Below are 22,865 nucleotides of genomic sequence, written 5' to 3' on the forward strand. Positions count from 1 at the left end.
CGCTTCCACCGACAACGGCAGCGGCCCGGCACCCATAAAGGGCGGCCGGGCCGCTGACCGGCGGTCCACCGAGGCGTTCCGCGTGCCGTGACTACGCCTTCTTGGTCGCCGAGGCGGACGGCGATGCCGTCTTCGAGGCCCCTGCGGACGGCGAGGCGGAGGCCGTCGGCTTCTGACAGCCCTTCTGCTTGGCCATCGCCTCACCGACCTCACCGGACTGGAGCTTCTTCAGCGCCTGGTCGCCATTGGTGCTGATCTTGTTCAGCTCGTCGGCGATGTCCTTGAGACCGTCGGCGAACTTCGCCTGGTCCTTCGTGTTGAGGGCGTCGACCTTCGTCTTCAGCTCGGCGTAGGCGACGGAGGAGGCGTTGAGCTCCTTCACGGCCTCCTTCTGCGTGGTCTCGCCGTCGTCGACGGGCGGCGGGCCCGCGGATTCCACGGCCGTGCCCAGCGCCTTGTACGCCTGCGAGATCTGCTGGAAGGCGGCCGAGTCGGTCGCCTGGACGTCCGCCGGCTTGCTGTTGTCCGCGGTCTGCTGCTGGATGGAGGCGTTGGCGTCCGCGATCTTCTGCAGCTGGGGCTGGACCTGGTCGCAGACCTCCTTGGCCCAGTCGTTGACCTTGTCGTCGCTGTCGTCGCTGCAGCCCGACAGCGTCAGTACGAGTACCGCACCGCCGGACAGTGCGGCTGCAAGCTTCTTGTTCACCGGATTGGGTCCCTTCCAAGGCTCTCGGCCCCGGAACTTACACGCCAAGTGGGCGACATTCTGGCGCCGGTCGTCCGATGTACGAGCTTTTGCAGCCATTTGCACCAAGGGAAATGAGGGAGATACAACTCACCCGAACGCTCGATCACGCGTATGGATACTCACCGGTAAGGGTGAAGTCCGCGAAGCACGACGGGCGGACGCCCCCTCAGAAGGGTTCGCCCACCCGCCGCTTGACCAGGTGCTGGGGACACGACTTACGGCCTCCGGGCCGCCCCGGGCCCGCCGGCCCGGCCGGTCCGGATCACGAAATGGCCGCCGGATCGGGCGACTTGGCGGAACGGCCGCCGTCGTCCCCGCCGCCACCCTCGTCCCCCGAACCGTCTTCGTCGCCCATGGCGATCCCGCGCCGCTTGGACACGTACACCGCGCCGACGATGACGACGATGGCGAACACCGCCACCACCGCCCGCACCCCGGCACTCGCGTCCTCCCCGTAACTGAACTGCACGACCGCCGGGGCGATGAGCAGCGCCACCAGGTTCATCACCTTGAGGAGCGGGTTGATCGCGGGCCCGGCCGTGTCCTTGAACGGGTCTCCGACCGTGTCGCCGATGACCGTCGCGGCATGGGCCTCGCTGCCCTTGCCGCCGTGGTGGCCGTCCTCGACGAGCTTCTTGGCGTTGTCCCACGCGCCACCGGAGTTGGCGAGGAAGACGGCCATGAGCGTGCCGGTCGCGATCGCGCCCGCGAGATACGAGCCGAGCGCCCCGACACCGAGACTGAAACCGACCGCGATCGGCGCCAGCACGGCGAGCAGTCCGGGCGTGGCCAGCTCGCGCAACGCGTCCTTGGTGCAGATGTCGACGACGCGCCCGTACTCCGGCTTCTCCGTGTAGTCCATGATCCCGGGGTGCTCGCGGAACTGCCGCCGCACCTCGTAGACCACGGCCCCGGCGGACCGGGACACCGCGTTGATGGCCAGGCCGGAGAAGAGGAAGACGACGGCCGCGCCGAGGATCAGCCCGACCAGGTTGTTGGGCTGCGAGATGTCCAGGCTCAGCCCCAGCTCACCCGCCTGGGCCCCCACGTCGTCGACCGCCGTGGCGATCGCGTCGCGGTACGAACCGAAGAGCGCCGCCGCCGCCAGAACGGCGGTGGCGATGGCGATGCCCTTGGTGATGGCCTTGGTGGTGTTGCCGACGGCGTCCAGGTCGGTGAGCACCTGGGCGCCTGCGCCCGTGACGTCGCCGGACATCTCGGCGATGCCCTGGGCGTTGTCGGACACCGGACCGAAGGTGTCCATGGCGACGATGACCCCGACCGTGGTGAGCAGACCGGTGCCGGCGAGCGCCACGGCGAAGAGCGCCAGCATCACCGACGTACCGCCCAGCAGGAACGCTCCGTAGACGCCGAGCCCGATCAGCAGCGCGGTGTAGACGGCGGACTCCAGGCCGATGGAGATACCGGCGAGCACCACGGTCGCCGGACCCGTCAGCGAGGACTTCCCGATGTCCCTGACGGGGCGGCGGTTGGTCTCCGTGAAGTAGCCGGTGAGCTGCTGGATCAGCGCGGCGAGCACGATGCCGATGGCGACGGCGACGAGGGCGAAGATCCGCGGATCGCCGCCGTGCGAGGAGATGGCGCTGTCGGTGACGCCGTCCAGTTCGGCGTACGAGGACGGGAGGTAGACGAAGACCGCCACCGCCACCAGGACGAGCGAGATCACCGCGGAGATGAAGAATCCGCGGTTGATGGCGGTCATCCCGCTGCGGTCGGCGCGCCGCGGGGCGACCGCGAAGATGCCGATCATCGCGGTGACCACGCCGATCGCCGGCACGATCAGGGGGAAGGCCAGTCCGGAGTCCCCGAACGCGGCCGAGCCGAGGATGAGTGCGGCGACGAGTGTCACGGCGTACGACTCGAACAGGTCGGCCGCCATGCCCGCGCAGTCCCCGACGTTGTCGCCCACGTTGTCGGCGATGGTGGCGGCGTTGCGCGGATCGTCCTCGGGGATGCCCTGTTCCACCTTGCCGACGAGGTCGGCGCCCACGTCGGCGGCCTTGGTGAAGATGCCGCCCCCGACCCTCATGAACATGGCGATCAGCGCGGCGCCGAGACCGAACCCTTCCAGGACCTTGGGCGCGTCGGCCGCGTAGACGAGGACGACACAGGAGGCACCGAGAAGGCCGAGGCCCACCGTGATCATGCCGACCACGCCCCCCGTACGGAAAGCGATCTTCATCGCCTTGTGCGAAACGGCGGTGAGATCCTTTTCCGGTTCACCTTCTTCCGGAGTCGCCTCACGCGCGGCTGCGGCGACGCGCACATTGCTGCGTACGGCGAGGCGCATGCCGATGTATCCGGTGGCCGCCGAGAAAAGCGCACCCACCAGGAAGAACAACGACCGTCCTGCGCGCTGGGACCAGTCGTCGGCCGGCAGCAGAAGAAGCAGGAAGAACACGACGACGGCGAAGACGCCGACGGTACGCAGCTGTCGTCCCAGATACGCATTCGCGCCCTCCTGGACGGCTGCCGCGATTTCCTTCATGCGTTCGGTGCCCTCGCCGGCCGCCAGGACCTGGCGTACCAGCAGCTGGGCCACGACCAGTGCGGCGATGGCGACGACCGCGACAACGATGATGATCAGCCGGTTGCCATCGGTGAGAACCGCGGCTGCGAGTGAGGTGGGACGGTCGGAAGGTGCGGAATACTGCGTCAGTTCTGCCAGTGGTGTGTTGAAGAACCCCGCCATACGTCCTCCTTGACGCTCAGCGCTCAAGACGTGGACGGATTGTAGGGAGCAGAACCTGATCAAAACAGTGGGCGGGTAATGGAATTGACCTTCGTCCCTCAATCGGCAAATGATCTCACCCCTGATTCGACGCGAATGCAGTAACGGGGCAGAGGCATTGCCCGGAGATCACCGGACGGACGGAAATGAAAAAAGGCCCTGCTCAGCAGGGCCCAGAAAATTCGATCACGTACACCCGGACGGGGTAGGCGGGGGTGCGTTCAAGCACATCCGGACGAGGACAGGTGCCGGCTTCGATCAGACACATCCCGAAGAAGACCGGTGCCGGATTCGGTCACGCGGTCGCGCGGTCCGGAGGCACGCAGCCCTCGGATCCGGTCCCGTGCCGCAGGGACGGCTCTCAGGAAAGCATCGCCGCGGACTTCTTCGGCCAGCTCATCCGGATCACTCCGCCGTCCGCGCCCGACCTGACTTCGACGTCGTCGACCAGACCGCTGATGACCGCGAGACCCATCTCGTCCTCGCCCTCACCGTCGGGCTCGGAATCCGTCTCGCCGTTTCTCCCGCCGGGCGTGGCGTCGGGCACCTCGTCGCCGACCTCGATGGAGAAAACCTTCTCCTCCTCGATCAGCACGACCGTCACCGGGGCGGTGATGCCGTAGGTCCGGTGCAGCCCGACAGCACGGCTGCACGCCTCACCCACGGCGAGCCGGACCTCGTCGAGCAACGCCTCGTCGACCCCGGCCCTGCGCGCCACGGCGGCTGCCACAAGGCGTGCCGTCCTGACATGTTCGGGCTGAGCGCTGAAGCGGAGTTCAACGGTGGCCATGCCATCCCCCTCGAACGTACGGGCGTGCGTCTCAGGGGCCCGGGCGTGGCGCCCGGTACCCCTGCTCTCAACCTCCGGAAAAGCCGACAAAGCCGGCAGCCGGCCAGAGGCCGACCACCTGCTCGACGCGGCCTGCCTGCTGCCGCGTGCCGGGCTGTTCACTGCCTGCCGGCCGGCCAGATGAGGCCGACCCGCCCGACGTCAGTCGGTGGCCGCTACAGCCTCGTCGACCGTGGTGTGAATGGGGAACACCTTGGTCAGACCTGTGATCCGGAAGATCTTGAGAATGCGCTCCTGGTTGCAGACCAGGCGCAGCGAGCCCTCATGGGCTCGGACACGCTTCAAGCCACCCACGAGCACGCCGAGGCCGGTGGAGTCGAGGAAGTCGACACCTTCCATGTCGACAACCAGGTGGTAGCTGCCGTCATTCACCAACTCGACCAACTGCTCGCGCAGCTTGGGCGCGGTATACACATCAATCTCGCCACCGACCTCGACGACCGTACGGTCGCCACCAGGGCCGGACACATTGCGAGTCGACAGGGACAGGTCCACGGATCCTCCAGCACCTTGCTATCGAGCGGTCGCCCCTCGGTCTCCCCGACGGAGCCAGGGGACGGATCGCCAGCCGCGATGGCATTCAATCACTTACCAGCAGCCATGCACGACGCCTTGGGACCATTGTCCGCCACGCCAGTGACACACTCGGTGCCGATGGCCAAGAATCACCGCCCCAGTCGACCGCCCGAGAGCGGGGGCTCCCGCCCCTCTCCCTCCATGGTCCTCGACCGGCTCGCCGCAGGGGCGGGCCGGTCCGCGCGCATCACTCATACGGAGCACTTGCCCCCGCGAGCGGGAACCCATGCCATCTGGCCGGATCGCATCCGGCCAGAAGTGATCTCGGCGATTCAGCAGGCCGGAATCGACCATCCGTGGGCACATCAGGCCGCCGCCGCGGAGTACGCCCTGGACGGCGAATCCGTCGTGATCGCCACCGGCACGGCTTCCGGGAAGTCGCTCGCCTACCTCGCGCCGGTCCTCAGCACCCTCCTCGACGGCTCACAGGCCCCGAACGGCCGCGGAGCGACCGCCCTGTACCTCGCCCCCACCAAGGCCCTCGCCGCCGACCAGAGGCGGTCCGTGAAGGACCTCTCGGCACCGCTCGGCCACGCGATCAGGCCGGCGGTGTACGACGGGGACACCCCCGTCGAGGAACGCGAATGGGTACGTCAGTACGCCAACTACGTCCTGACCAACCCCGACATGCTGCACCGCGGAATCCTGCCCTCCCATCCCCGCTGGTCCTCGTTCCTGCGCGCCCTGCGCTTCGTCGTCATCGACGAGTGCCACACCTACCGGGGCGTCTTCGGCTCCCACGTCGCCCAGGTGCTGCGGCGTCTGCGCCGCCTGTGCGCCCGTTACGGCGCCGATCCGGTCTTCCTCCTCGCCTCGGCCACCGCGGCGGACCCCTCGGTCGCCGCGGGCCGCCTCACCGGCCTTCCCGTGAAGGAGGTCGCCGACGACGCGTCGCCCCGGGGCGAGCTGGTCTTCGCCCTCTGGGAACCCCCGCTGACCGAGCTCCACGGCGAGAAGGGCGCGCCGGTGCGCCGTACCGCCACGGCCGAGACGGCGGACCTCCTCACCGACCTGACCCTCCAGGGCGTCCGCTCGGTGGCTTTCGTACGCTCCCGGCGCGGCGCCGAACTCATCTCCGTGATCGCGAAGGAGCGCCTCGCCGAGGTGGACCGCTCGCTGCCGAAGCGGGTCGCCGCCTATCGCGGTGGCTACCTTCCCGAGGAGCGCCGCGCCCTGGAACGTGCCCTGCACTCCGGAGAGCTGCTCGGCCTCGCCGCGACCACCGCCCTGGAGCTGGGCATCGACGTCTCGGGCCTGGACGCCGTCGTCATCGCCGGCTACCCGGGCACCAGGGCCTCCCTGTGGCAGCAGGCGGGCCGGGCGGGACGCTCGGGGCAGGGTGCGCTCGCCGTCCTGGTCGCCCGGGACGATCCGCTGGACACCTACCTGGTCCACCACCCCGAGGCGCTGTTCCAGCAGCCCGTGGAGTCGACCGTCCTCGACCCGGACAACCCGTACGTCCTCGCCCCCCATCTGTGCGCGGCAGCCTCCGAGCTCCCGCTCACCGAGTCCGACATCGATCTCTTCGGTCCTGCGGTGCCCGGTCTGCTGCCTCAGCTGGAGACAGCGAAACTGCTGCGCAAACGGCCGTCGGGCTGGCACTGGACCCGCCGGGAGCGGGCGGCCGACCTCACCGACATCCGGGGCGAGGGCGGCCGTCCGGTCCAGATCGTCGAGGAGGGCACCGGCCGCCTGCTCGGCACCGTCGACGAGTCGGCCGCGCACACCGCCGTCCACGAGGGCGCCGTCCACCTCCACCAGGGCCGCACCTACCTGGTGCGGAAACTGGATCTGGAGGACTCGGTGGCCCTCGTCGAGGAGGCGAGCCCGCCGTACTCGACCACGGCACGCGACACCACGGCGATCTCCGTCCTGGAGACCGACACCGAGATCCCGTGGGGCGACGGGCGGCTCTGTTACGGCTCCGTGGAGGTCACCAACCAGGTCGTCTCCTTCCTGCGCCGCAGGGTGATCACCGGGGAGGTCATGGGCGAGACCAAGCTCGACCTGCCGCCCCGCACCCTGCGCACCCGCGCCGTGTGGTGGACGGTCACCGAGGACCAGCTCGATGCCGCCCGGATCAATCCGGAGATCCTCGGCGGCGCGCTGCACGCCGCCGAGCACGCGTCGATCGGGATGCTCCCGCTCTTCGCCACCTGCGACCGCTGGGACATCGGCGGGGTCTCCGTGCCCCTCCACCCGGACACGCTGCTGCCGACGGTCTTCGTCTACGACGGCCACCCGGGCGGCGCCGGATTCGCCGAGCGGGCCTTCCACACCGCGCGGACGTGGCTGACGGCGACCCGTGAGGCGATCGCGTCCTGCGAGTGCGAAGCGGGCTGTCCTTCGTGCATCCAGTCCCCCAAGTGCGGCAACGGAAACGAACCGCTCCACAAGCGCGGCGCCGTACGCCTCCTCACCGAACTCCTGCGCGCCGCACCCCCGGACCCGGACCGGGAAAGCACCCGGAAGGCGTAACGAACGCACGGCCCCGGCAGCGCCCTCCACCTGCCCGGCGGCCTACGGCCTACCGGGTCCCGCCGTCCGGCAGCCCGGCCGCATCCGCCTGCTCCTCCCCGTCCGGCAGCTCCACCCCTTCCGGCAGCTCCACCCCGTCCGGCGGGCCCGCGCGGGACCTGACCGACGGTTCGTACGGGCCGAAGCCCGCGCGGGCGGTCACGTCGGCGATCTCTCCCCGCACCGCGCACCGCACCAGCACCGCGTCCTGCGCCCGGGCCACCCGCCCGGCGGCCCCGCACGCGGCTGCCGCGCCCTGGAGGGCACGATCGGCCGCGGCGAGGGCTGCCAGGTCCGCCGCTCCGCCGGCCCGGTGCCGGACCGCCACCGCCTGTCCCAGGGCCAGCACCACCGCGAACACCGCACACAGCGTGGCCGTGGTCATCGCCACCCACACCGTCGCCAGCCCCTGATCACCGCCCCCGCCCCGTTTCCCGCCCCCGAGCCCTTCCCCCTCCCCTCTCCCGGTCACGAGCCGACCCCGTCGCCGACCCCTCACGGCGCCACCCCCACCGTGTCCTCGGCCAGCGCGACCGCCTCGGCGCTCAAGGTGAGTGCCAGCGGTCCGGGCCCCGGTATCGGCGCCTCCACGCGGACCTGCCACAACTCCCCCGACCGTTGAACCTCGACCCGCGCCTGCCCCGGTGCCGCCGACCGCGCCGCCTCCAGGACCGCCGCGGCCGGCTCGGAACGTGCCGCAGCCCGTGCTCCCGCCCGTGCCGCATCCACGCACCGGATCTGGGCGGCGGCGGCCACGAGGGCCCAGATCAGGACCAGCGCGAGGGCGACGAGCGCAGGAATGACCATCGCCGCCTCCGCCGTCACAGCCCCCCGGTCCCCGCGGGGACCGTCAGGAGCCCGCGCCCGGCTCTCCCGTGCGGCCTCAGAACTTCGCATCGAGCGCGTCCTTGATCAACGCCTGCATGGCCGAAAGCACGGGTCCACTCGTCACGACCTTGTAGAGCACCGCGGCGAACCCGCAGGCCGCGATCGTTCCCACCGCGTACTCGGACGTCGTCATCCCGCGGTCCGACCTGGCGAACCTGCTCAGCCGATCCCGCCCGCCGGTCCGCACCCGGCGCACCGTGCCGAGCACCCGCTCCATGAAGTTCCTGCTCATTTCAACCCCCGAAATAGACTTGTCGATTTTTGTGACCGCCAGGTGGCCGCAAAGGAGTTCCACCTGTTTCGTGTCAGCCCGCGGTCAGCAGTCCGGTCGCGAGCCCGATCACCACCGGGGCCACCCCGATCGCCAGGAAGGCGGGCAGGAAGCACAGCCCGACCGGCGCCGTGATCAGTACGCCCGCACGCTGGGCGCGGGCCACCGCAGCGCTCGACCGTTCGGCGCGCATCGCCTCCGCCAGCCGGGCCACCGGTTCCGCCGCCGGCGCCCCGGTCGAACCGGCCCGGTCCAGACACCGGGCCAACGCCCCCGCGCCCGGTATCTCCGCGAACCGCCCCCACGCCTCGCCCGGTTCACCGCCGAGCCGGATCTCCGCAGCCGCCCTGGCCAGCCTGTCGCCGACCGGGCCGCCCATGGACTCGCCCACCGCCTCCGCCGCCTCCCGCGGACCGGCCCCGGCGGAGAGGCAGGCCGCCAGCAGATCGGCGGCCAGCGGAAGGTGCCGCGACACCTCGGTGAGCTCCGCTTCGGCGGCGCCCGCACCCCGCTCGCTCCGTGACCGCTGCCAGCGCCACGTCCCGTACGCCACAGCCGCCGCGGCCACACACCCCGGCAGCCCACCGACCAGAACCCAGCCGGCCGCCGCGGCCCCCAGCGGCGCCACCCACCTCCGGGCACCGGTGCCGGCTCGCGGCCGCCACCGGCGCCGCTTCCCCGCACCCGCGGCCAGGAGCAGCGCCCCCCGTCTGCGCACTGCCCGCTCGCGCCGCCGGCCGATCGCGGCGATAACCGGATACACGGCCGCGCACACCAGCGTCCCGGCGATCCCCAGGGTGTGGACAGCGCCCCCCGTCAGCCCGCTCATCCCGCCTCACCCGCCCTGACGATCCGCCGGGCCCAGATCAGGCCCACCGTCTCCAGCAGCCCGCCCGCCGCCAGGCAGGCCAGACCACCCGGACTGTGCAGCAGAACCCGCAAGGGGTCGGCTCCGAGCGCGGCACCCAGCCCCAGCCCAGCCACCGGCAGGAGGGCCAGCACCACGACCGTCGACCAAGCGCCCGCCAGTTGGGCCCGCAACTCCTCCCGTCGGCGCCTGTCCGCCCGTAAGGCGCCCTCCAGGCGGTCGAGTCCGGCCGCGAGCCCCGCTCCGCCGTCCACCGCCACCCGCCAGCACGCAGCAACACCCGCGAGTCCGTCACGCCCGGGCGTACCCGCGGCCTGCCGCAGCGCACCCGGCACATCCCCACCGAATCTCGCGGCAGCCAGCACAGCGGCTTCCGCCCCGCCCAGCGCCTCCCCCGCGCCACGGGCAGCAACCAGCAACGCCTGCCCCGGCTCACGCCCCGCCCGCAGCTCCCCCACCACCGCGCCGCACAGCGCCATCACCGCATCCGCCGCACGCTCCCGCTTCCCGCGCCGGGACCGCGCACCCAGCCACCGCCGCACGAGCGGCACCGCCACGGCCCCCGCGACGAGCGGCAGCACCGACTCGCCCAGCACCGCGAGCAGCACCGCCACAGGGGCACACAGCCACTCGTGCCTCCCCCGGAAGAACGCCGGCACCGCCGACGGCCACGCCCCCCACCGGTTCCGCTCCGGCGCCCCGACCACGAACAGCACCCAGGCCCGCCGCGGCGCCGGATCGCGCCGGGCGGCCGTCCACGCCGCCGCTCCCGCGCACACCGCCGTCGCGTACATCGCGTACGCCGACCCTCCGCCCGTCACAGCGCACCCCCGATCAGCGAACCCAGCCGCTCCCAGCCCCGCTCCCGTACGAATCCGCCGACACCCCAACGCAGCGCGGGCACCGTCACCACCAGCCCCGCCGCGTCCCGTTCCAGCACGTGCACCTCGGCCAGCCGCCGCTGACCGCTCCGGTCGCGCACCAGATGGACCACCACCGACAATGCAGCCGCCAACTGGCTGTGCAGGGCTGCCCGATCGAGGCCCGCAGCCGTCCCCAGGGCTTCAAGACGGGCCGGGACGTGTTCGGCGGCGTTGGCATGCACCGTGCCGCACCCGCCCTCGTGCCCGGTGTTCAGCGCGGCCAGCAACTCCGTCACCTCTGCCCCCCGCACCTCGCCGACCACCAGACGGTCGGGACGCATCCGCAGCGCCTGCCGCACGATGTCCCGCAGCGTCACGCGGCCGACACCCTCCTGGTTGGCGGGGCGGGTCTCCAGGCGCACCACATGGGGATGGTCCGGCCGCAGCTCGGCGGAGTCCTCGGCGAGCACGATCCGCTCCTGCTCCCCGACCGCGCCCAGCAGGCTGGACAGCAGCGTCGTCTTCCCGGCGCCCGTACCTCCGCTGATCAGATACGAGACCCTGGCTTCCACCAGCGCCCGCAGCACCCGATCCCCGCCCGGCGGCACCGTCCCCGCCTCGACCAGCTCGTTCAGCGCGAACGCCCTGGGCCGCACGACCCGCAGGGACAGACAGGCGGAGCCGACGGACACCGGCGGCAGCACCGCGTGCATCCGGGTCCCGTCCGGCAGCCGCGCGTCCACCCAGGGCCGGGCATCGTCCAGACGCCGCCCCGCGACGGCCGCGAGCCGCTGCGCCAGCCTCCGTACGGCCGCCGGGTCCGCGAAGGTGACCGCGGTCAGTTCGAGCCCGCCGCCCCGGTCCACCCACACCCGGTCCGGCGCGGACACCAGGACATCGGTCACGGCGGGGTCGGCGAGCAGCGGCTCCAACACCCCGGTCCCGACCAGTTCGCCCCGCAACTCCTCAGCGGCGCCGAGCACTTCCGCATCCCCGAGGAGCCGTCCCTGCGCCCGCAGGGCAGCCGCCACCCCGGCCGGGGTCGGCGCCGCGCCACTGCGGGCCAGCCGCTGGCGGACGGCGTCCAGCAGCGCCTCCGTCATGACACACCTCCGCCGGGAAGCCCGGTGGCGAGGCTTCCGCCACCTGCGGCGCCCGCCTGCTCCCAGAAAGCCGTGCAGAACCGGGCCAACGGCCCCCGCACCGCGCTCCCCGGGGGCACACCGTCGTCCTGAGCCTCCGGAAGCCCCGCCTCCCAGGGCAGTTCACCGACGAGCGGAAGGCCCAGGGCCTTGGCCACCCACCGCTCGTCCAGGCCCGCCGCATACGGACCGCGCGCGACGACCCGCAGGTCCTCCAGGACCATTCCGGCCATCGACACCACCCGTTGGGCCGCCGCGACCGCCCTCAGTTCACCGGGCACCACCACGAGTCCGAGGTCGAGTTGGGCCAGCGCCTCGGCCACCCCTTCGTCGACCCTGCGCGGCAGATCCACGACGACCACGCCCCCGAGACGGCGCGCGGCGGCCAGCACGGCCCGCATGGCCTGCGGCGGGATGACCACCTCGTCGTCACGGCCCCAGCTCAGCACCCGCAGCCCGTGCAAAGCGGGCAGCGAGTCCTCCAGCGCGCCACCTCCCACCCGCCCTCTGGACTGGGCGAAATCCGGCCACCTCATCCCCTCGGCTCGTTCGCCGCCGAGCAGCACGTCGATACCGCCGCCGAGCGGGTCGCCGTCGATCAGCATCGTCCGCCGGCCCGACCGGGCGGCGGTCACGGCGAGCGCACAGGCCAGCGTGGATGCGCCGGAGCCGCCCCTCCCGCCCATCACGCCGACGGTCAGCGCGGGACGCCCCACGCCCTCCGCCGCGTTGGCGATCTGGTCGACGAGCCAGCCCTCCGAATCGGGCAACCGCAGCACATATTCGGCCCCGATCTCCACCGCCTGACGCCAGACGTCCGGCGCGTCCTGGTCCCGTCCGACGAGCATCACGCCCCGCCGGCGAGCGGCGCCCCGACACCGCGGTGCCGCGTCGTCGCCCACCAGAACCATCGGGGCCTGCTCCCAGCCGCCCCGGCGTTCGGGCGGCCCGTAATGCACTTCCGGCTCGGCTCCGGCCGCCGCGCAGAGCCTCAGCAGATCGTCGAGCAACTCCACGTCTTCGGTCACGATCAACGGCCCGCCCCGGCGTCCTTCCGCGCTCGGCAGACCTTCTCGTGCGAGGGATCCAGCCACGATCTCCGCCCCCTTCTCACTGCCCCTTCAGTACGGTTCGCGGCGATCTCGGAGCGTTCCGAGATGCGCGATTCCGGAACCCGTGGACTTCACGGGTGGAATCACCGTGCAGCGCTTCGGAAAAACGTGTGGATCTTGCTGCAAAACTGTGGACAACTTCAACGTTGTGAATATCTCGGTAACCCATACCGGCGACTTCCGAGCGCAGCTCTTCCGTTACACACCGTGACGAGTCAGGATGAGGGAAGTCCCACGAAGAACCAGGCCGTTGCGGCCGGGAGAGGGGTGGAGTGCTCGATTCCGGCCGGCGAAAACGGGTCCGGACATGCGACGACCCCCGCCGGGGGGGAGAGCGGGGGTCGTCCCCACGGCCGACTCGGGGGGGGAGGAGTCGGACCGGGTTAGCACGGTCGCGAACGATCCGTGACTTCCATGGTGTACCCGAGAGCCTTCTCAGGCAAACCCACACGCGAGAGTTTACGCCGAATGGTGGGCCCCTATGCTCAGCCTTGTGGAAAACTGCTTCTCGCCGCGCACAGCAGCCTTCTTTGACCTGGACAAGACGGTCATTGCGAAGTCATCGACGCTGACCTTCAGCAAGTCCTTCTACCAAGGCGGACTGATCAACCGCCGTGACGTACTGCGCACTGCGTACACACAGTTCGTCTTCCTTGCCGGAGGCGCCGATCACGATCAGATGGAGCGGATGCGCGAATACCTCTCCGCGCTCTGCAAAGGATGGAACGTCGAGCAGGTCAAGGAGCTCGTCGCCGAGACCCTTCACGACCTGATCGACCCGATCATCTACGACGAGGCCGCCACGCTCATCGAGGAGCACCACACCGCGGGCCGCGATGTGGTCATCGTGTCCACGTCGGGTGCGGAGGTCGTCGAGCCGATCGGGGAACTGCTGGGCGCGGACCGGGTCGTGGCCACCAGGATGGTCGTCGGGGACGACGGCTGCTTCACCGGCGAGATCGAGTACTACGCCTACGGGCCGACGAAGGCCGAAGCGATCAAGGCGCTCGCGGTGTCGGAGGGGTACGACCTTTCGCGGTGCTACGCGTACAGCGACTCGGCGACCGACGTACCGATGCTGGAGTCGGTCGGGCACCCGCACGCGGTCAACCCGGACCGCGCGCTCCGGCGCGAGGCGACCATCCGGGAATGGCCGATTCTCGTCTTCAACCGTCCGGTCAGGCTCAAGCAGCGACTGCCCGCCTTCTCGATGCCCCCGCGCCCGGCGCTCGTGGCGGCGGCGGCCGTGGGCGCGGCGGCCCTCACCGCGGGACTGGTCTGGTACGCCAGCCGCCGCCGCGCGGCCACGATCGCCACCTGATCCCGAACCCCAACCCCTGTCACCCGCGCCCGTCATCCGCCGCCTCCGGGGCGCGCCCACTTCAGGACGCGCCGCCAACCCGGCACGTCTCGCGACCGTGCGCGACGGGCCCACGACGACGCGCGACACGGCACGTCCTACTCGCCCGTATTTGAACCCAAAAGTAAAGAAGTCGAGCCAGCACTTTCCCTTCCTCTCCCGGGGGAGTAGAAAGGACTCAACGGCCCGCGAGACCAAGGACATCCGAGAGGATCACCTTCACACGCAGAACGGCCCCACGGACCGCGCATGAAAGCCGAGCACCCACGCGACGTCGACCCGTCGATTACGGGCCAGCCGCACCAGGGCACGGGCTAAGTTCCCGACCTGATGGGCATATTACGAGGACGCTTGGTAACCCGGTGGACATGCCAGCGGCGGTACCGATTCCGGTACCGCCGCAACCCTTTCCCCCGTCAGAACGTCACGCCGCGCCGCGCTGCAGCGCCTCGCAGACGGCCGTCGACTCCCGTACGCCCAGCTCCACCGCACGGCCGCAGTGCGCGATCCAGGCCGCCACACCCTCCGGCGTCCCGGTCAGATAGCCCTCGAAGGCCGCCACGTACGCCGCCCGGCCCTGCTCCGCATGACCCACCTCGGCCGGGCAGATCGACTTCGGGTCGAGCCCGCTGCCGATCAGCACGATCCGCTGGGCCGTCCGCGCGACCAGACCGTTGCAGGAACTGAACGGGCGCAGGGCCAGCAGTTCACCGTGCACGACCGCAGCCGAGACCAGAGCCGGCGCCGCGCTCCCCGCGATGATCAGCCCGGAGAGCCCTTCCAGCCGTCCGGCGACCTCGTCGGCATCCGGCACCGGAGCCTCGATCAGCGGCTCGTCGACGGCCTCTCCCGCCAGTCGCGGCCGTCCGACGGCGTCGTCGGGCGACGCACCACCGGCCGCGACCAGGTGCAGACGCGCCAGAACCCTGAGGGGCGACTGCCGCCAGATGGAGAGCAGTTGACCCGCTTCGGCGGTCAGCCGCAGGGCCGCGCCGATCGTCCGGGCCTCGTCGTCACCTCTGAAGTCGGTGCGCCGGCGCACCTCCTCCAGATTCCAGTCGGCGCCGGAGAGCGCCGCGGATCCGCGGGCGCCGCGCAGGGCCGCTTCCGCGGTGATCTCGTTGCTCCGGCGCCGCATGACCCGGTGGCCGTAGACCCGGTCCACGGCCTTGCGTACGGAGTCCACGGCATCGGGGACGCCGGGCAGGGCGCCCAGCGCGGCGAGCGGATCTGAGGCAGTCGTACTCATAAGTAGCGAGGCTACGCGCCCCCTACACCCTTACCGCCTTGGAGTGGTCTTCTTCACGAAGTGTGACAGCGCACCGCAGTCGCACCACTACCCTAGGTGAACATGAAGATCGCTTTCGTGGGGAAGGGCGGCAGCGGCAAGACAACGCTGTCCTCGCTCTTCATCCGCCACCTCGCTGCCAATGAAGCCCATGTCGTCGCGGTGGACGCCGACATCAACCAGCACCTCGGAGCCGCGCTCGGCCTCGAAGAGGAGGAAGCCGCCGCCCTGCCCGCCATGGGCGCGCAGCTCCCGCTCATCAAGGACTATCTGCGGGGCAGCAACCCCCGGATCGCCTCCGCCGAGACGATGATCAAGACGACGCCGCCCGGCGAGGGCTCGCGGCTCCTGCGCGTCTGCGAGGACAACCCGGTCTACGACGCCTGCGCGCGTACGGTCCGGCTCGACGACGGGGAGATCCGGCTGATGGCCACCGGCCCGTTCACCGAGTCGGACCTGGGTGTGGCCTGCTACCACTCCAAGGTCGGGGCCGTCGAGCTGTGCCTCAACCACCTGGTCGACGGCCCGGACGAGTACGTGGTGGTCGACATGACCGCGGGCTCGGACTCGTTCGCCTCCGGGATGTTCACCCGCTTCGACATGACGTTCCTGGTCGCGGAGCCGACCCGGAAGGGTGTCTCGGTCTACCGCCAGTACAAGGAGTACGCGCGGGACTTCGGCGTCGCGCTGAGGGTGGTCGGCAACAAGGTCCAGTGCCAGGACGATCTGGACTTCCTGCGTGCGGAGGTGGGCGACGACCTGCTGGTGGGCGTCGGCCACTCGGACTGGGTGCGCTCGATGGAGAAGGGCCGGCCCTCCCGGTTCGAGCTGTTGGAGGCGGACAACCGGATGGCGCTCCAGGCCCTCCAGGACGCCGCGGAGGATTCGTACGGGCAGCGCGACTGGGAGCGCTACACGCGCCAGATGGTCCACTTCCATCTGAAGAACGCGGAGAGCTGGGGCAACGCCAAGACGGGCGCCGACCTGGCAGCCCAGGTCGACCCCGCCTTCGTACTCGACGAGCGGTACGCGCGGACGGGCGTCGCTCAGCCCGCATGACCGCGTCCGGCGGGGAGTACGAGGTCCGGGCACCACAGCCCCGGATGCCGCACTCCCCGCCCGGAAGTCAGCCGGCAGACCGCTCGCCCGAAGCGGGCTTGCCGGCGGGCTCGGCGGCCGGCTTTCCGGGAGATGCCGCGGCGCCGAGGTAGCCGGCCCAGCTCTCCTTCGGCGCCTCGCCGACGCCGAGCGTGCCGAGCTTGGCCAGCGTGGCCGGGTCCTGCGCGTCGAGCCAGTCGGCGAGCTGCCGGAAGGAGACGCAGCGCACGCCCTCCTTCGTACAGACCGTCTCGATCGTCTCCTCGATGGCGCGCATGTAGGTGCCGCCGTTCCAGGACTCGAAGTGGTTGCCGATGATCAGCGGGGCCCGGTTGCCGCTGTAGGAGCGGTCGAACGCCTGGATCAGACCGTCGCGCATCTGGTTGCCCCAGTACGCGTGCTTGGCCGGGTCGCCCTGTGTCGTACCGGACTGGTTGAACATGAAGTTGTAATCCATCGAGAGCGTCTCGAAGGCGCGGCCGGGTACGGGGACGAGCTGGAGCGGCAGGTCCCAGACGCCGCCCTTCTTCTTGGGCCAGACCTGGTTGCCGACGCCGCTGGAGTCGTACCGGAAGCCCATCGTCCGCGCTGCGGCGACCATGTTCTCCTGCCCTTCCAGGCAAGGGGTGCGACCGCCGACGAGTTCCTTGTCGTAGTCGAAGGGCAGTGGCGCCTCGGCCTTCAGGGCCGGAGCGTTGGACTTCCAGCTCTGCACGAAGGACTTCGCCTGGCGGATCTCGCTCTTCCACTCCTCGACGGACCAGGTCCCGACCCCGCCGTCCTTGCCGCAGAAGTGGCCGTTGAAGTGGGTGCCGATCTCGTTGCCGTCCTGCCAGGCGGCGCGCAGTTCGGTGAGGGTGTCGCGAATGCCCTTGGTGTCGTTGAAGCCGATGTCGGAGCGGCCCGCCGAGTGCTGGGGCGGGTTGTAGAGGTTCCGCTTCTCCTCGGGCAGCAGATACACGCCACTGAGGAAGTACGTCATGGTCGCGTTGTTCTTCTTGGCCACCTCGCGGAAGTGCGAGAACAGCTTCTGGCTGTCCTCACCCGCGCCGTCCCACGAGAACACCACGAACTGCGGGGGCTTCTGACCGGGCGCCAGACGCTCGGCAGCGGGAAGTTTCGGCTGCACCCCGGTGAAGGCGGTGGAACCGTCGCCGATGAGCTGGACCTTGCTCTTGGGGGCGGCGGCCGGAGCGTCCTCCTTCGGCCCGTGGGCTCCCTTGCCGACCTTCTCGGCGCCGGAGCCGGACGATCCCGATCCCGTCCCGGAGCCGGCGCAGCCTGCCAGACCCGCGACCAGTGCCGTCGCCATGACACCCATGGCGATCCTCTTCGTGGCGGCCATCATCCGCCCACCCTCTTCCTTGCAGGTTATGTGCATCGAAGTGCTGACACGGCGCGGTCAACCTCGCACGCAGCTCCGAGCAACCAGGACGACAGGCCGAATGAAAAGCTGCATATTCACCTGATTGGGTGGGCCAACGGACCATTTGCCCTAGATCATGGACACGTATCTTTACTCTGCATTACGATTCGTTTACTGAGAGTTGAGAAATCCCGCCGCTGCACGCCGTGACCCACGGCCGCGTCCCCCACATTCCGCGACCGCGCTGCCCCGGAGGAGACGGGAACATGTCTGCATGCGTCCCCACCCGCAATGACCACACATCCCGCAGTTCCCGCCCTTCCCGGGCCTCGGGAATCAAGCGACCACACAGCCCGCCACCGCCGCCCGGCGGACGGCGCTTCCGCATCGCCGGCGCCGACCTGTCCGCGTCGATCACTGTCTTTCTCATCGCAGTCCCCATGTCGCTCGGCCTCGCCGTCGCCATGGACGCCCCACTGGAGGCCGGTCTGGTCTCCGCGGCCATCGGCGGCATCGTCGCCGGACTGCTCGGCGGCACCCCTCTTCAGGTCAGCGGCCCTTCCGCCGGACTGACCGTCGTCACAGCAGAGTTGATCCAGATCTACGGCTGGCGGACGACCTGTGCGATCACCATCGGCGCCGGGCTTCTGCAGATCCTGCTGGGCTCGCTGAGAGCGGCCCGCAGCGCGCTCGCCGTCAGCCCCGCCATCGTGCACGGCACGCTCGCCGGGATCGGCGTGGCCATCGCCCTGGCGCAGCTGCACATCGTGCTCGGCGGCTCGCCCCAGAGCTCCGCCGTCGACAACGCCATCGCCCTGCCTGCCCAGTTGGAGCGGATCAGTCCGGCCGCTCCGCTCATCGGCTCGCTGACCATCGCCGTGCTGGTGCTGTGGCCACGCCTCCCGGGACGTGCCGGGCACCTGGCGCGGAGAATCCCCGCCGCGCTGGCCTCCGTGGTGATCGCGACCGCGGTCGCCGCCCTCGCCACTCCCGGAATCGCCCGGGTCGACCTCCCGTCCTGGCGCTCGCACGCCCTTCCCGAGATGCCGCAGGGGCCGGTTCTCGCCCTGGCCACAGCCGTGTTCACCGTCATGCTGGTGGCGAGTCTGGAGTCACTTCTCGCGGCGGTCGCCGTCGACAAGATGGCCGCGGACCGGGCGGCCGACCGCTCCGGAGGCGGGCCGTTCGGCCACGAGCCGGTCAAACGCTCCGACCTCGACCGCGAGCTGTGCGGTCAGGGCATCGCCAACTCGCTGGCGGGGCTGCTCGGCGGGCTGCCCATCTCCGGTGGCGCCGTGCGCAGTTCGGCGAATGTGAGGGCCGGGGCGACCGGCCGCGCGGCCACAGTGCTGCACGGTCTCTGGGTGCTGCTGGCCGCCGCCCTGCTGGTCACGGTGCTCGAATGGATTCCGCTGGCCGCGCTCGGCGCCCTGGTCATGATGGTCGGCATCCAGATGGTGAGCTTCGCCCACATCCGTAACGTCCACAAGCACCGCGAATTCCTGGTGTACGGCGCGACGATCACGGGCGTGGTCGTCTTCGGCGTGCTGAAGGGGGTGGTGCTCGGCATCGCGGTGGCGGTCGCCGTCGCCCTGCACCGGCTGGCCCGCACGAGGATCACCGTGACCGAGCAGGACGGCCGTCATCTGGTCACGGTCCGCGGACAGTTGACGTTCCTTGCGGTACCGCGGCTCAGCCGGACCCTCGGCCAACTCCCCCACGGGGTCGATGCGATCGTCGAGTTGGACGGCTTCTTCATGGACCACGCGGCGTTCGAGGCGATCCAGGACTGGCGCAGCGCCCAGATCGCCCAGGGTGGCCAGGTCGTCTTCACCGGAAGATCGGGCGGCCGGGTCGCCGAGCCCGCTGCGGCGGCGCACTCCTGCTGCCGCCCGTGGACCCCCTGGCGCAACCACCACTGCCACGACCGGTCCGAGCACGCCACCGCAGGCACCACCGAGTTCACGGCCCAGGATCCGTCGTGCCGCGGCGCATCCGGCCCCGGTCAGCCCGACGGCACCAGCGGGACCGGCGATGCGGTCGGCGAAAGCAGTGCGACAGGCGCAGCTCCACGACCGGCCGGTGCCCACCGTCTGTTCAACGGCCTCAGCTCGTTCCAGCGCAACACGGCCCCGCTGGTGCGCGAGGAGCTGGCCCGGCTGGCCGCAGAGGGCCAGCGGCCCTCCCAGCTCTTCATCACCTGTGCCGACTCCCGGCTGGTCACCAGCATGATCACGTCGAGCGGCCCGGGCGACCTCTTCACCGTGCGGAACGTCGGCAATCTCGTCCCCCCGCCGGACACGGAGACCACCGAGAGCGGCGACGATTCGGTGGCCGCCGCCATCGAGTACGCGGTGGACGTGCTGAAGGTCGGCTCCATCACCGTCTGCGGACACTCCGGCTGCGGTGCCATGCAGGCGCTGCTCGGCGCTGAGCCGCGCACCCCCCGGACGCCCCTGTGGCGCTGGCTGCGGCACGGCCTGCCGAGCCTGGAGCGAATGGCCTCGCGTCACCACTCCTGGGCCCGGATCTCCGGACGGCTGCCCACCGACGCGGTGGAGCAGCTCTGCCTCACCAATGTGGTCCAGCAGCTGGACCACCTGCGGGCGCACGAGTCGGTGGCCCGCCGGCTGGCCGAAGGCACGCTGGAGCTGCACGGCATGTACTTCCACGTGGGAGAGGCGCAGGCGTATCTGCTGGCCGAAGGAGCCAGCGCCGGTACGGGTCCTGACGAGGTCTTCGACCGGGTCGGCCCCGGCACCGACCTCAGCACCGCCCTCGACGCCTGAACCGCAGGCCCGCCCGGTCCGTGAGACCTTGTGGTCCCGCTTCCGCACCGCACGGAACTGCTTGCGGAAGCGGGGCCGGTGGCCCCATACACGAGAACACAGGTCTAAACCAATTCCCGGCAGACACTTGTCACCCGGCCTTTGGCCTGATGAGCTATGCCCCGGGACACAACGGACACCCTGGGACTGGGAGAAGTCGTGAGCAACGAAAGCCTCGCCAACCTGCTTCGGGAAGAGCGGAAATTCGCTCCGCCTGCCGAGTTGGCCGCGAACGCCAACGTGACATCGCAGGCGTACGAGCAGGCCGAGGCGGACCGGCTGGGCTTCTGGGCCGAGCAGGCCCGCCGCCTGACCTGGGCCACCGAGCCGACCGAGACGCTCGACTGGAGCAACCCGCCCTTCGCGAAGTGGTTCGCGGACGGCAAGCTCAACGTCGCGTACAACTGCGTGGACCGCCACGTCGAAGCGGGGAACGGCGACCGGGTCGCCATCCACTTCGAGGGCGAGCCCGGCGACAGCCGCGCCATCACCTACGCGGAGCTGAAGGACGAGGTCTCGCGCGCCGCCAACGCCCTCACCGAACTCGGTGTGACCGCCGGCGACCGGGTCGCCGTCTATCTGCCGATGATCCCCGAAGCCGCCGTCGCGATGCTGGCCTGCGCCCGCATCGGTGCCGCGCACTCGGTGGTCTTCGGCGGCTTCTCCGCCGACGCCATCGCGGCCCGCATCCAGGACGCGGACGCCAAGGTCGTCATCACCGCCGACGGCGGATACCGCCGCGGCAAGCCCTCCGCGCTCAAGCCCGCGGTCGACGACGCCGTCTCCCGTATCGAGAGCGTCGAGCACGTCCTCGTGGTGCGCCGCACCGGTCAGGACACCGCGTGGACCGAGGGACGCGACGTCTGGTGGCACGATGTCGTCGGCCGCCAGTCCGCCGAGCACACCCCCGAGGCGTTCGAGGCCGAGCACCCGCTCTTCATCCTCTACACCTCGGGCACGACGGGTAAGCCGAAGGGCATCCTGCACACCTCGGGCGGCTACCTCACCCAGGCGGCCTACACCCACAACGCGGTCTTCGACCTCAAGCCGGAGTCCGACGTCTACTGGTGCACCGCCGACATCGGCTGGGTCACCGGCCACTCGTACATCGTCTACGGCCCGCTGGCCAACGGCGCGACGCAGGTCATGTACGAGGGCACGCCCGACACCCCGCACCAGGGGCGCTTCTGGGAGATCGTCCAGAAGTACGGCGTCACCATCCTCTACACCGCGCCGACCGCGATCCGCACGTTCATGAAGTGGGGCGACGACATCCCCGCCAAGTTCGACCTGTCGTCACTTCGCGTCCTCGGATCGGTCGGTGAGCCGATCAACCCCGAGGCATGGATGTGGTACCGCAAGCACATCGGCGCCGACACCTGCCCGATCGTGGACACCTGGTGGCAGACCGAGACCGGCGCGATGATGATCTCGCCGCTGCCCGGAGTCACCGCCACCAAGCCCGGATCGGCGCAGCGCGCACTGCCCGGCATCGCCGCCACCGTCGTCGACGACGAGGCCCGCGAGGTTCCGGACGGGGGCGGCGGCTACCTCGTCCTCACCGAGCCGTGGCCCTCGATGCTCCGCACCATCTGGGGTGACGACCAGCGCTTCATCGACACCTACTGGACGCGCTTCGAAGGCAAGTACTTCGCGGGCGACGGCGCCAAGAAGGACGAGGACGGCGACATCTGGCTCCTCGGCCGGGTCGACGACGTCATGCTCGTCTCCGGGCACAACATCTCGACCACCGAGGTCGAGTCGGCCCTCGTGTCGCACCCCTCGGTCGCCGAGGCCGCCGTCGTCGGCGCCGCCGACGAGACGACCGGCCAGGCCATCGTCGCCTTCGTCATCCTGCGCGGCACCGCGACCGCCTCCGACGAGCTGGTCGCCGAACTGCGCAACCACGTCGGCACCACGCTCGGCCCGATCGCCAAGCCCAAGCGGGTCCTGCCGGTCGCCGAACTCCCCAAGACCCGCTCCGGCAAGATCATGCGCCGCCTGCTGCGCGACGTCGCCGAGAACCGCGAGCTGGGAGACGTCACCACGCTCACCGACTCCTCGGTCATGGATCTCATCACCACGCAGCTGCCGTCCTCCTCGTCCGAGGACTGACCGAGGACCGGCAGCCGCAGCCACTCCCGTACAGCCCCGAGGGGCACCCGGCAACGAGCCGGGTGCCCCTCGGGCGTTTAGTGTGAAGATCGCTCGATGTGGCTCCGGCGCCACAGGTACAGTGATGGCTCCGTCAACAACGTAATAAGAAATCTCCACAAGGTGCGCCGGGAAGTCTGGTCGGCAAGTGCTACAGCCATGCCATCGCTGCCGTACCGACCCG

The 22,865-nt window shown here is 70.5% G+C and carries 18 protein-coding genes; 5 read left to right on the forward strand and 13 right to left on the reverse strand.

The genetic code is table 11. The features are described 5' to 3' along the window. Positions 1-91: 91 nt before the first annotated feature. From OG230_RS16195 to OG230_RS16210, 4 genes are all read right to left on the reverse strand, one after another. Positions 92-706: a small secreted protein gene (locus OG230_RS16195; RefSeq protein ID WP_328910925.1), complete on the reverse strand. Its 615-nt coding sequence runs from the start codon at positions 704-706 to the stop codon at positions 92-94. A 304-nt stretch (positions 707-1,010) separates the two neighbouring features. Next, a complete protein-coding gene (locus OG230_RS16200) occupies positions 1,011-3,461 on the reverse strand; it encodes a sodium-translocating pyrophosphatase (protein WP_328910926.1) in 2,451 nt (816 codons plus the stop codon). A gap of 400 nt (positions 3,462-3,861) precedes the next feature. Continuing rightward, on the reverse strand, positions 3,862-4,290 hold the full coding sequence (locus OG230_RS16205; protein WP_328910927.1) for an ATP-binding protein: 429 nt from the start codon (positions 4,288-4,290) through the stop codon (positions 3,862-3,864). A 201-nt stretch (positions 4,291-4,491) separates the two neighbouring features. Then, the gene (locus tag OG230_RS16210) at positions 4,492-4,845 is read right to left on the reverse strand and encodes an STAS domain-containing protein (protein WP_003967428.1); all 354 of its coding nucleotides are present in this window, start codon (positions 4,843-4,845) and stop codon (positions 4,492-4,494) included. Positions 4,846-4,923: 78 nt separating this feature from the next. On the opposite strand from OG230_RS16210, the gene OG230_RS16215 reads away from it, so the two are divergent. Then, on the forward strand, positions 4,924-7,404 hold the full coding sequence (locus OG230_RS16215) for a DEAD/DEAH box helicase (RefSeq protein ID WP_328910928.1): 2,481 nt from the start codon (positions 4,924-4,926) through the stop codon (positions 7,402-7,404). A gap of 49 nt (positions 7,405-7,453) precedes the next feature. On the opposite strand, the gene OG230_RS16220 is transcribed toward OG230_RS16215, so the two are convergent. From OG230_RS16220 to ssd, 7 genes are all read right to left on the reverse strand, one after another. Further along, positions 7,454-7,828, reverse strand: coding sequence for an Rv3654c family TadE-like protein (locus OG230_RS16220; RefSeq protein WP_443051563.1), 375 nt, complete (start codon positions 7,826-7,828; stop codon positions 7,454-7,456). A gap of 110 nt (positions 7,829-7,938) precedes the next feature. Further along, entirely contained in the window at positions 7,939-8,340 is a 402-nt protein-coding gene (locus tag OG230_RS16225) for a TadE family type IV pilus minor pilin (protein WP_328910930.1), read from the reverse strand. After that, positions 8,327-8,548, reverse strand: coding sequence for a DUF4244 domain-containing protein (locus OG230_RS16230; RefSeq protein ID WP_328911422.1), 222 nt, complete (start codon positions 8,546-8,548; stop codon positions 8,327-8,329). The genes OG230_RS16225 and OG230_RS16230 overlap by 14 nt, the downstream gene beginning before the upstream one ends. Positions 8,549-8,636: 88 nt before the next feature. Beyond that, positions 8,637-9,431, reverse strand: coding sequence for a type II secretion system F family protein (locus tag OG230_RS16235; protein ID WP_328910931.1), 795 nt, complete (start codon positions 9,429-9,431; stop codon positions 8,637-8,639). Next, on the reverse strand, positions 9,428-10,264 hold the full coding sequence (locus OG230_RS16240; protein WP_443051590.1) for a type II secretion system F family protein: 837 nt from the start codon (positions 10,262-10,264) through the stop codon (positions 9,428-9,430). The genes OG230_RS16235 and OG230_RS16240 overlap by 4 nt, the downstream gene beginning before the upstream one ends. A gap of 23 nt (positions 10,265-10,287) precedes the next feature. Next, the gene (locus OG230_RS16245) at positions 10,288-11,436 is read right to left on the reverse strand and encodes a TadA family conjugal transfer-associated ATPase (RefSeq protein ID WP_328910933.1); all 1,149 of its coding nucleotides are present in this window, start codon (positions 11,434-11,436) and stop codon (positions 10,288-10,290) included. Further along, positions 11,433-12,569 carry a septum site-determining protein Ssd gene (gene ssd, locus OG230_RS16250; protein ID WP_328910934.1) on the reverse strand — a complete coding sequence of 379 codons (1,137 nt, stop codon included), beginning with the start codon at positions 12,567-12,569 and terminating at the stop codon, positions 11,433-11,435. The genes OG230_RS16245 and ssd overlap by 4 nt, the downstream gene beginning before the upstream one ends. Before the next feature lie 499 nt (positions 12,570-13,068). Here ssd and OG230_RS16255 point away from each other — a divergent pair, with 499 nt between their 5' ends. Then, complete coding sequence (locus OG230_RS16255) at positions 13,069-13,908, forward strand: HAD family hydrolase (RefSeq protein WP_328910935.1); 840 nt, start codon at positions 13,069-13,071, stop codon at positions 13,906-13,908. Positions 13,909-14,371: 463 nt separating this feature from the next. Here OG230_RS16255 and OG230_RS16260 read toward each other — a convergent pair whose 3' ends face one another. Next, complete coding sequence (locus tag OG230_RS16260) at positions 14,372-15,196, reverse strand: oxidoreductase (RefSeq protein WP_328910936.1); 825 nt, start codon at positions 15,194-15,196, stop codon at positions 14,372-14,374. 102 nt (positions 15,197-15,298) lie between these two features. Here OG230_RS16260 and OG230_RS16265 point away from each other — a divergent pair, with 102 nt between their 5' ends. After that, on the forward strand, positions 15,299-16,294 hold the full coding sequence (locus tag OG230_RS16265) for an ATP-binding protein (RefSeq protein WP_328910937.1): 996 nt from the start codon (positions 15,299-15,301) through the stop codon (positions 16,292-16,294). A gap of 67 nt (positions 16,295-16,361) precedes the next feature. Here OG230_RS16265 and OG230_RS16270 read toward each other — a convergent pair whose 3' ends face one another. Continuing rightward, on the reverse strand, positions 16,362-17,681 hold the full coding sequence (locus tag OG230_RS16270; RefSeq protein ID WP_328910938.1) for a hypothetical protein: 1,320 nt from the start codon (positions 17,679-17,681) through the stop codon (positions 16,362-16,364). A 284-nt stretch (positions 17,682-17,965) separates the two neighbouring features. On the opposite strand from OG230_RS16270, the gene OG230_RS16275 reads away from it, so the two are divergent. Beyond that, complete coding sequence (locus tag OG230_RS16275; RefSeq protein ID WP_328910939.1) at positions 17,966-20,488, forward strand: bifunctional SulP family inorganic anion transporter/carbonic anhydrase; 2,523 nt, start codon at positions 17,966-17,968, stop codon at positions 20,486-20,488. A gap of 156 nt (positions 20,489-20,644) precedes the next feature. Next, complete coding sequence (gene acs / locus OG230_RS16280; RefSeq protein ID WP_328910940.1) at positions 20,645-22,642, forward strand: acetate--CoA ligase; 1,998 nt, start codon at positions 20,645-20,647, stop codon at positions 22,640-22,642. The last annotated feature ends 223 nt before the right edge of the window (positions 22,643-22,865 follow it).

It is taken from the genome of Streptomyces sp. NBC_00234 (genome assembly GCF_036195325.1).
Classification (GTDB): domain Bacteria; phylum Actinomycetota; class Actinomycetes; order Streptomycetales; family Streptomycetaceae; genus Streptomyces.

What these genes read in the sequence shown, in the direction of transcription:
- OG230_RS16200 (WP_328910926.1), bottom strand. Translation starts at nt 3,461, where the DNA reads ATGGCGGGGTTCTTCAACACACCACTGGCAGAACTGACGCAGTATTCC.
- OG230_RS16205 (WP_328910927.1), bottom strand. Translation starts at nt 4,290, where the DNA reads ATGGCCACCGTTGAACTCCGCTTCAGCGCTCAGCCCGAACATGTCAGG.
- OG230_RS16215 (WP_328910928.1), top strand. Translation starts at nt 4,924, where the DNA reads ATGGCATTCAATCACTTACCAGCAGCCATGCACGACGCCTTGGGACCA.
- OG230_RS16220 (WP_443051563.1), bottom strand. Translation starts at nt 7,828, where the DNA reads ATGACCACGGCCACGCTGTGTGCGGTGTTCGCGGTGGTGCTGGCCCTG.
- OG230_RS16225 (WP_328910930.1), bottom strand. Translation starts at nt 8,340, where the DNA reads ATGCGAAGTTCTGAGGCCGCACGGGAGAGCCGGGCGCGGGCTCCTGAC.
- OG230_RS16230 (WP_328911422.1), bottom strand. Translation starts at nt 8,548, where the DNA reads ATGGAGCGGGTGCTCGGCACGGTGCGCCGGGTGCGGACCGGCGGGCGG.
- OG230_RS16235 (WP_328910931.1), bottom strand. Translation starts at nt 9,431, where the DNA reads ATGAGCGGGCTGACGGGGGGCGCTGTCCACACCCTGGGGATCGCCGGG.
- OG230_RS16240 (WP_443051590.1), bottom strand. Translation starts at nt 10,264, where the DNA reads ATGTACGCGACGGCGGTGTGCGCGGGAGCGGCGGCGTGGACGGCCGCC.
- OG230_RS16245 (WP_328910933.1), bottom strand. Translation starts at nt 11,436, where the DNA reads ATGACGGAGGCGCTGCTGGACGCCGTCCGCCAGCGGCTGGCCCGCAGT.
- OG230_RS16255 (WP_328910935.1), top strand. Translation starts at nt 13,069, where the DNA reads ATGCTCAGCCTTGTGGAAAACTGCTTCTCGCCGCGCACAGCAGCCTTC.
- OG230_RS16260 (WP_328910936.1), bottom strand. Translation starts at nt 15,196, where the DNA reads ATGAGTACGACTGCCTCAGATCCGCTCGCCGCGCTGGGCGCCCTGCCC.
- OG230_RS16265 (WP_328910937.1), top strand. Translation starts at nt 15,299, where the DNA reads ATGAAGATCGCTTTCGTGGGGAAGGGCGGCAGCGGCAAGACAACGCTG.
- OG230_RS16270 (WP_328910938.1), bottom strand. Translation starts at nt 17,681, where the DNA reads ATGATGGCCGCCACGAAGAGGATCGCCATGGGTGTCATGGCGACGGCA.
- OG230_RS16275 (WP_328910939.1), top strand. Translation starts at nt 17,966, where the DNA reads ATGTCTGCATGCGTCCCCACCCGCAATGACCACACATCCCGCAGTTCC.
- acs (WP_328910940.1), top strand. Translation starts at nt 20,645, where the DNA reads ATGCCCCGGGACACAACGGACACCCTGGGACTGGGAGAAGTCGTGAGC.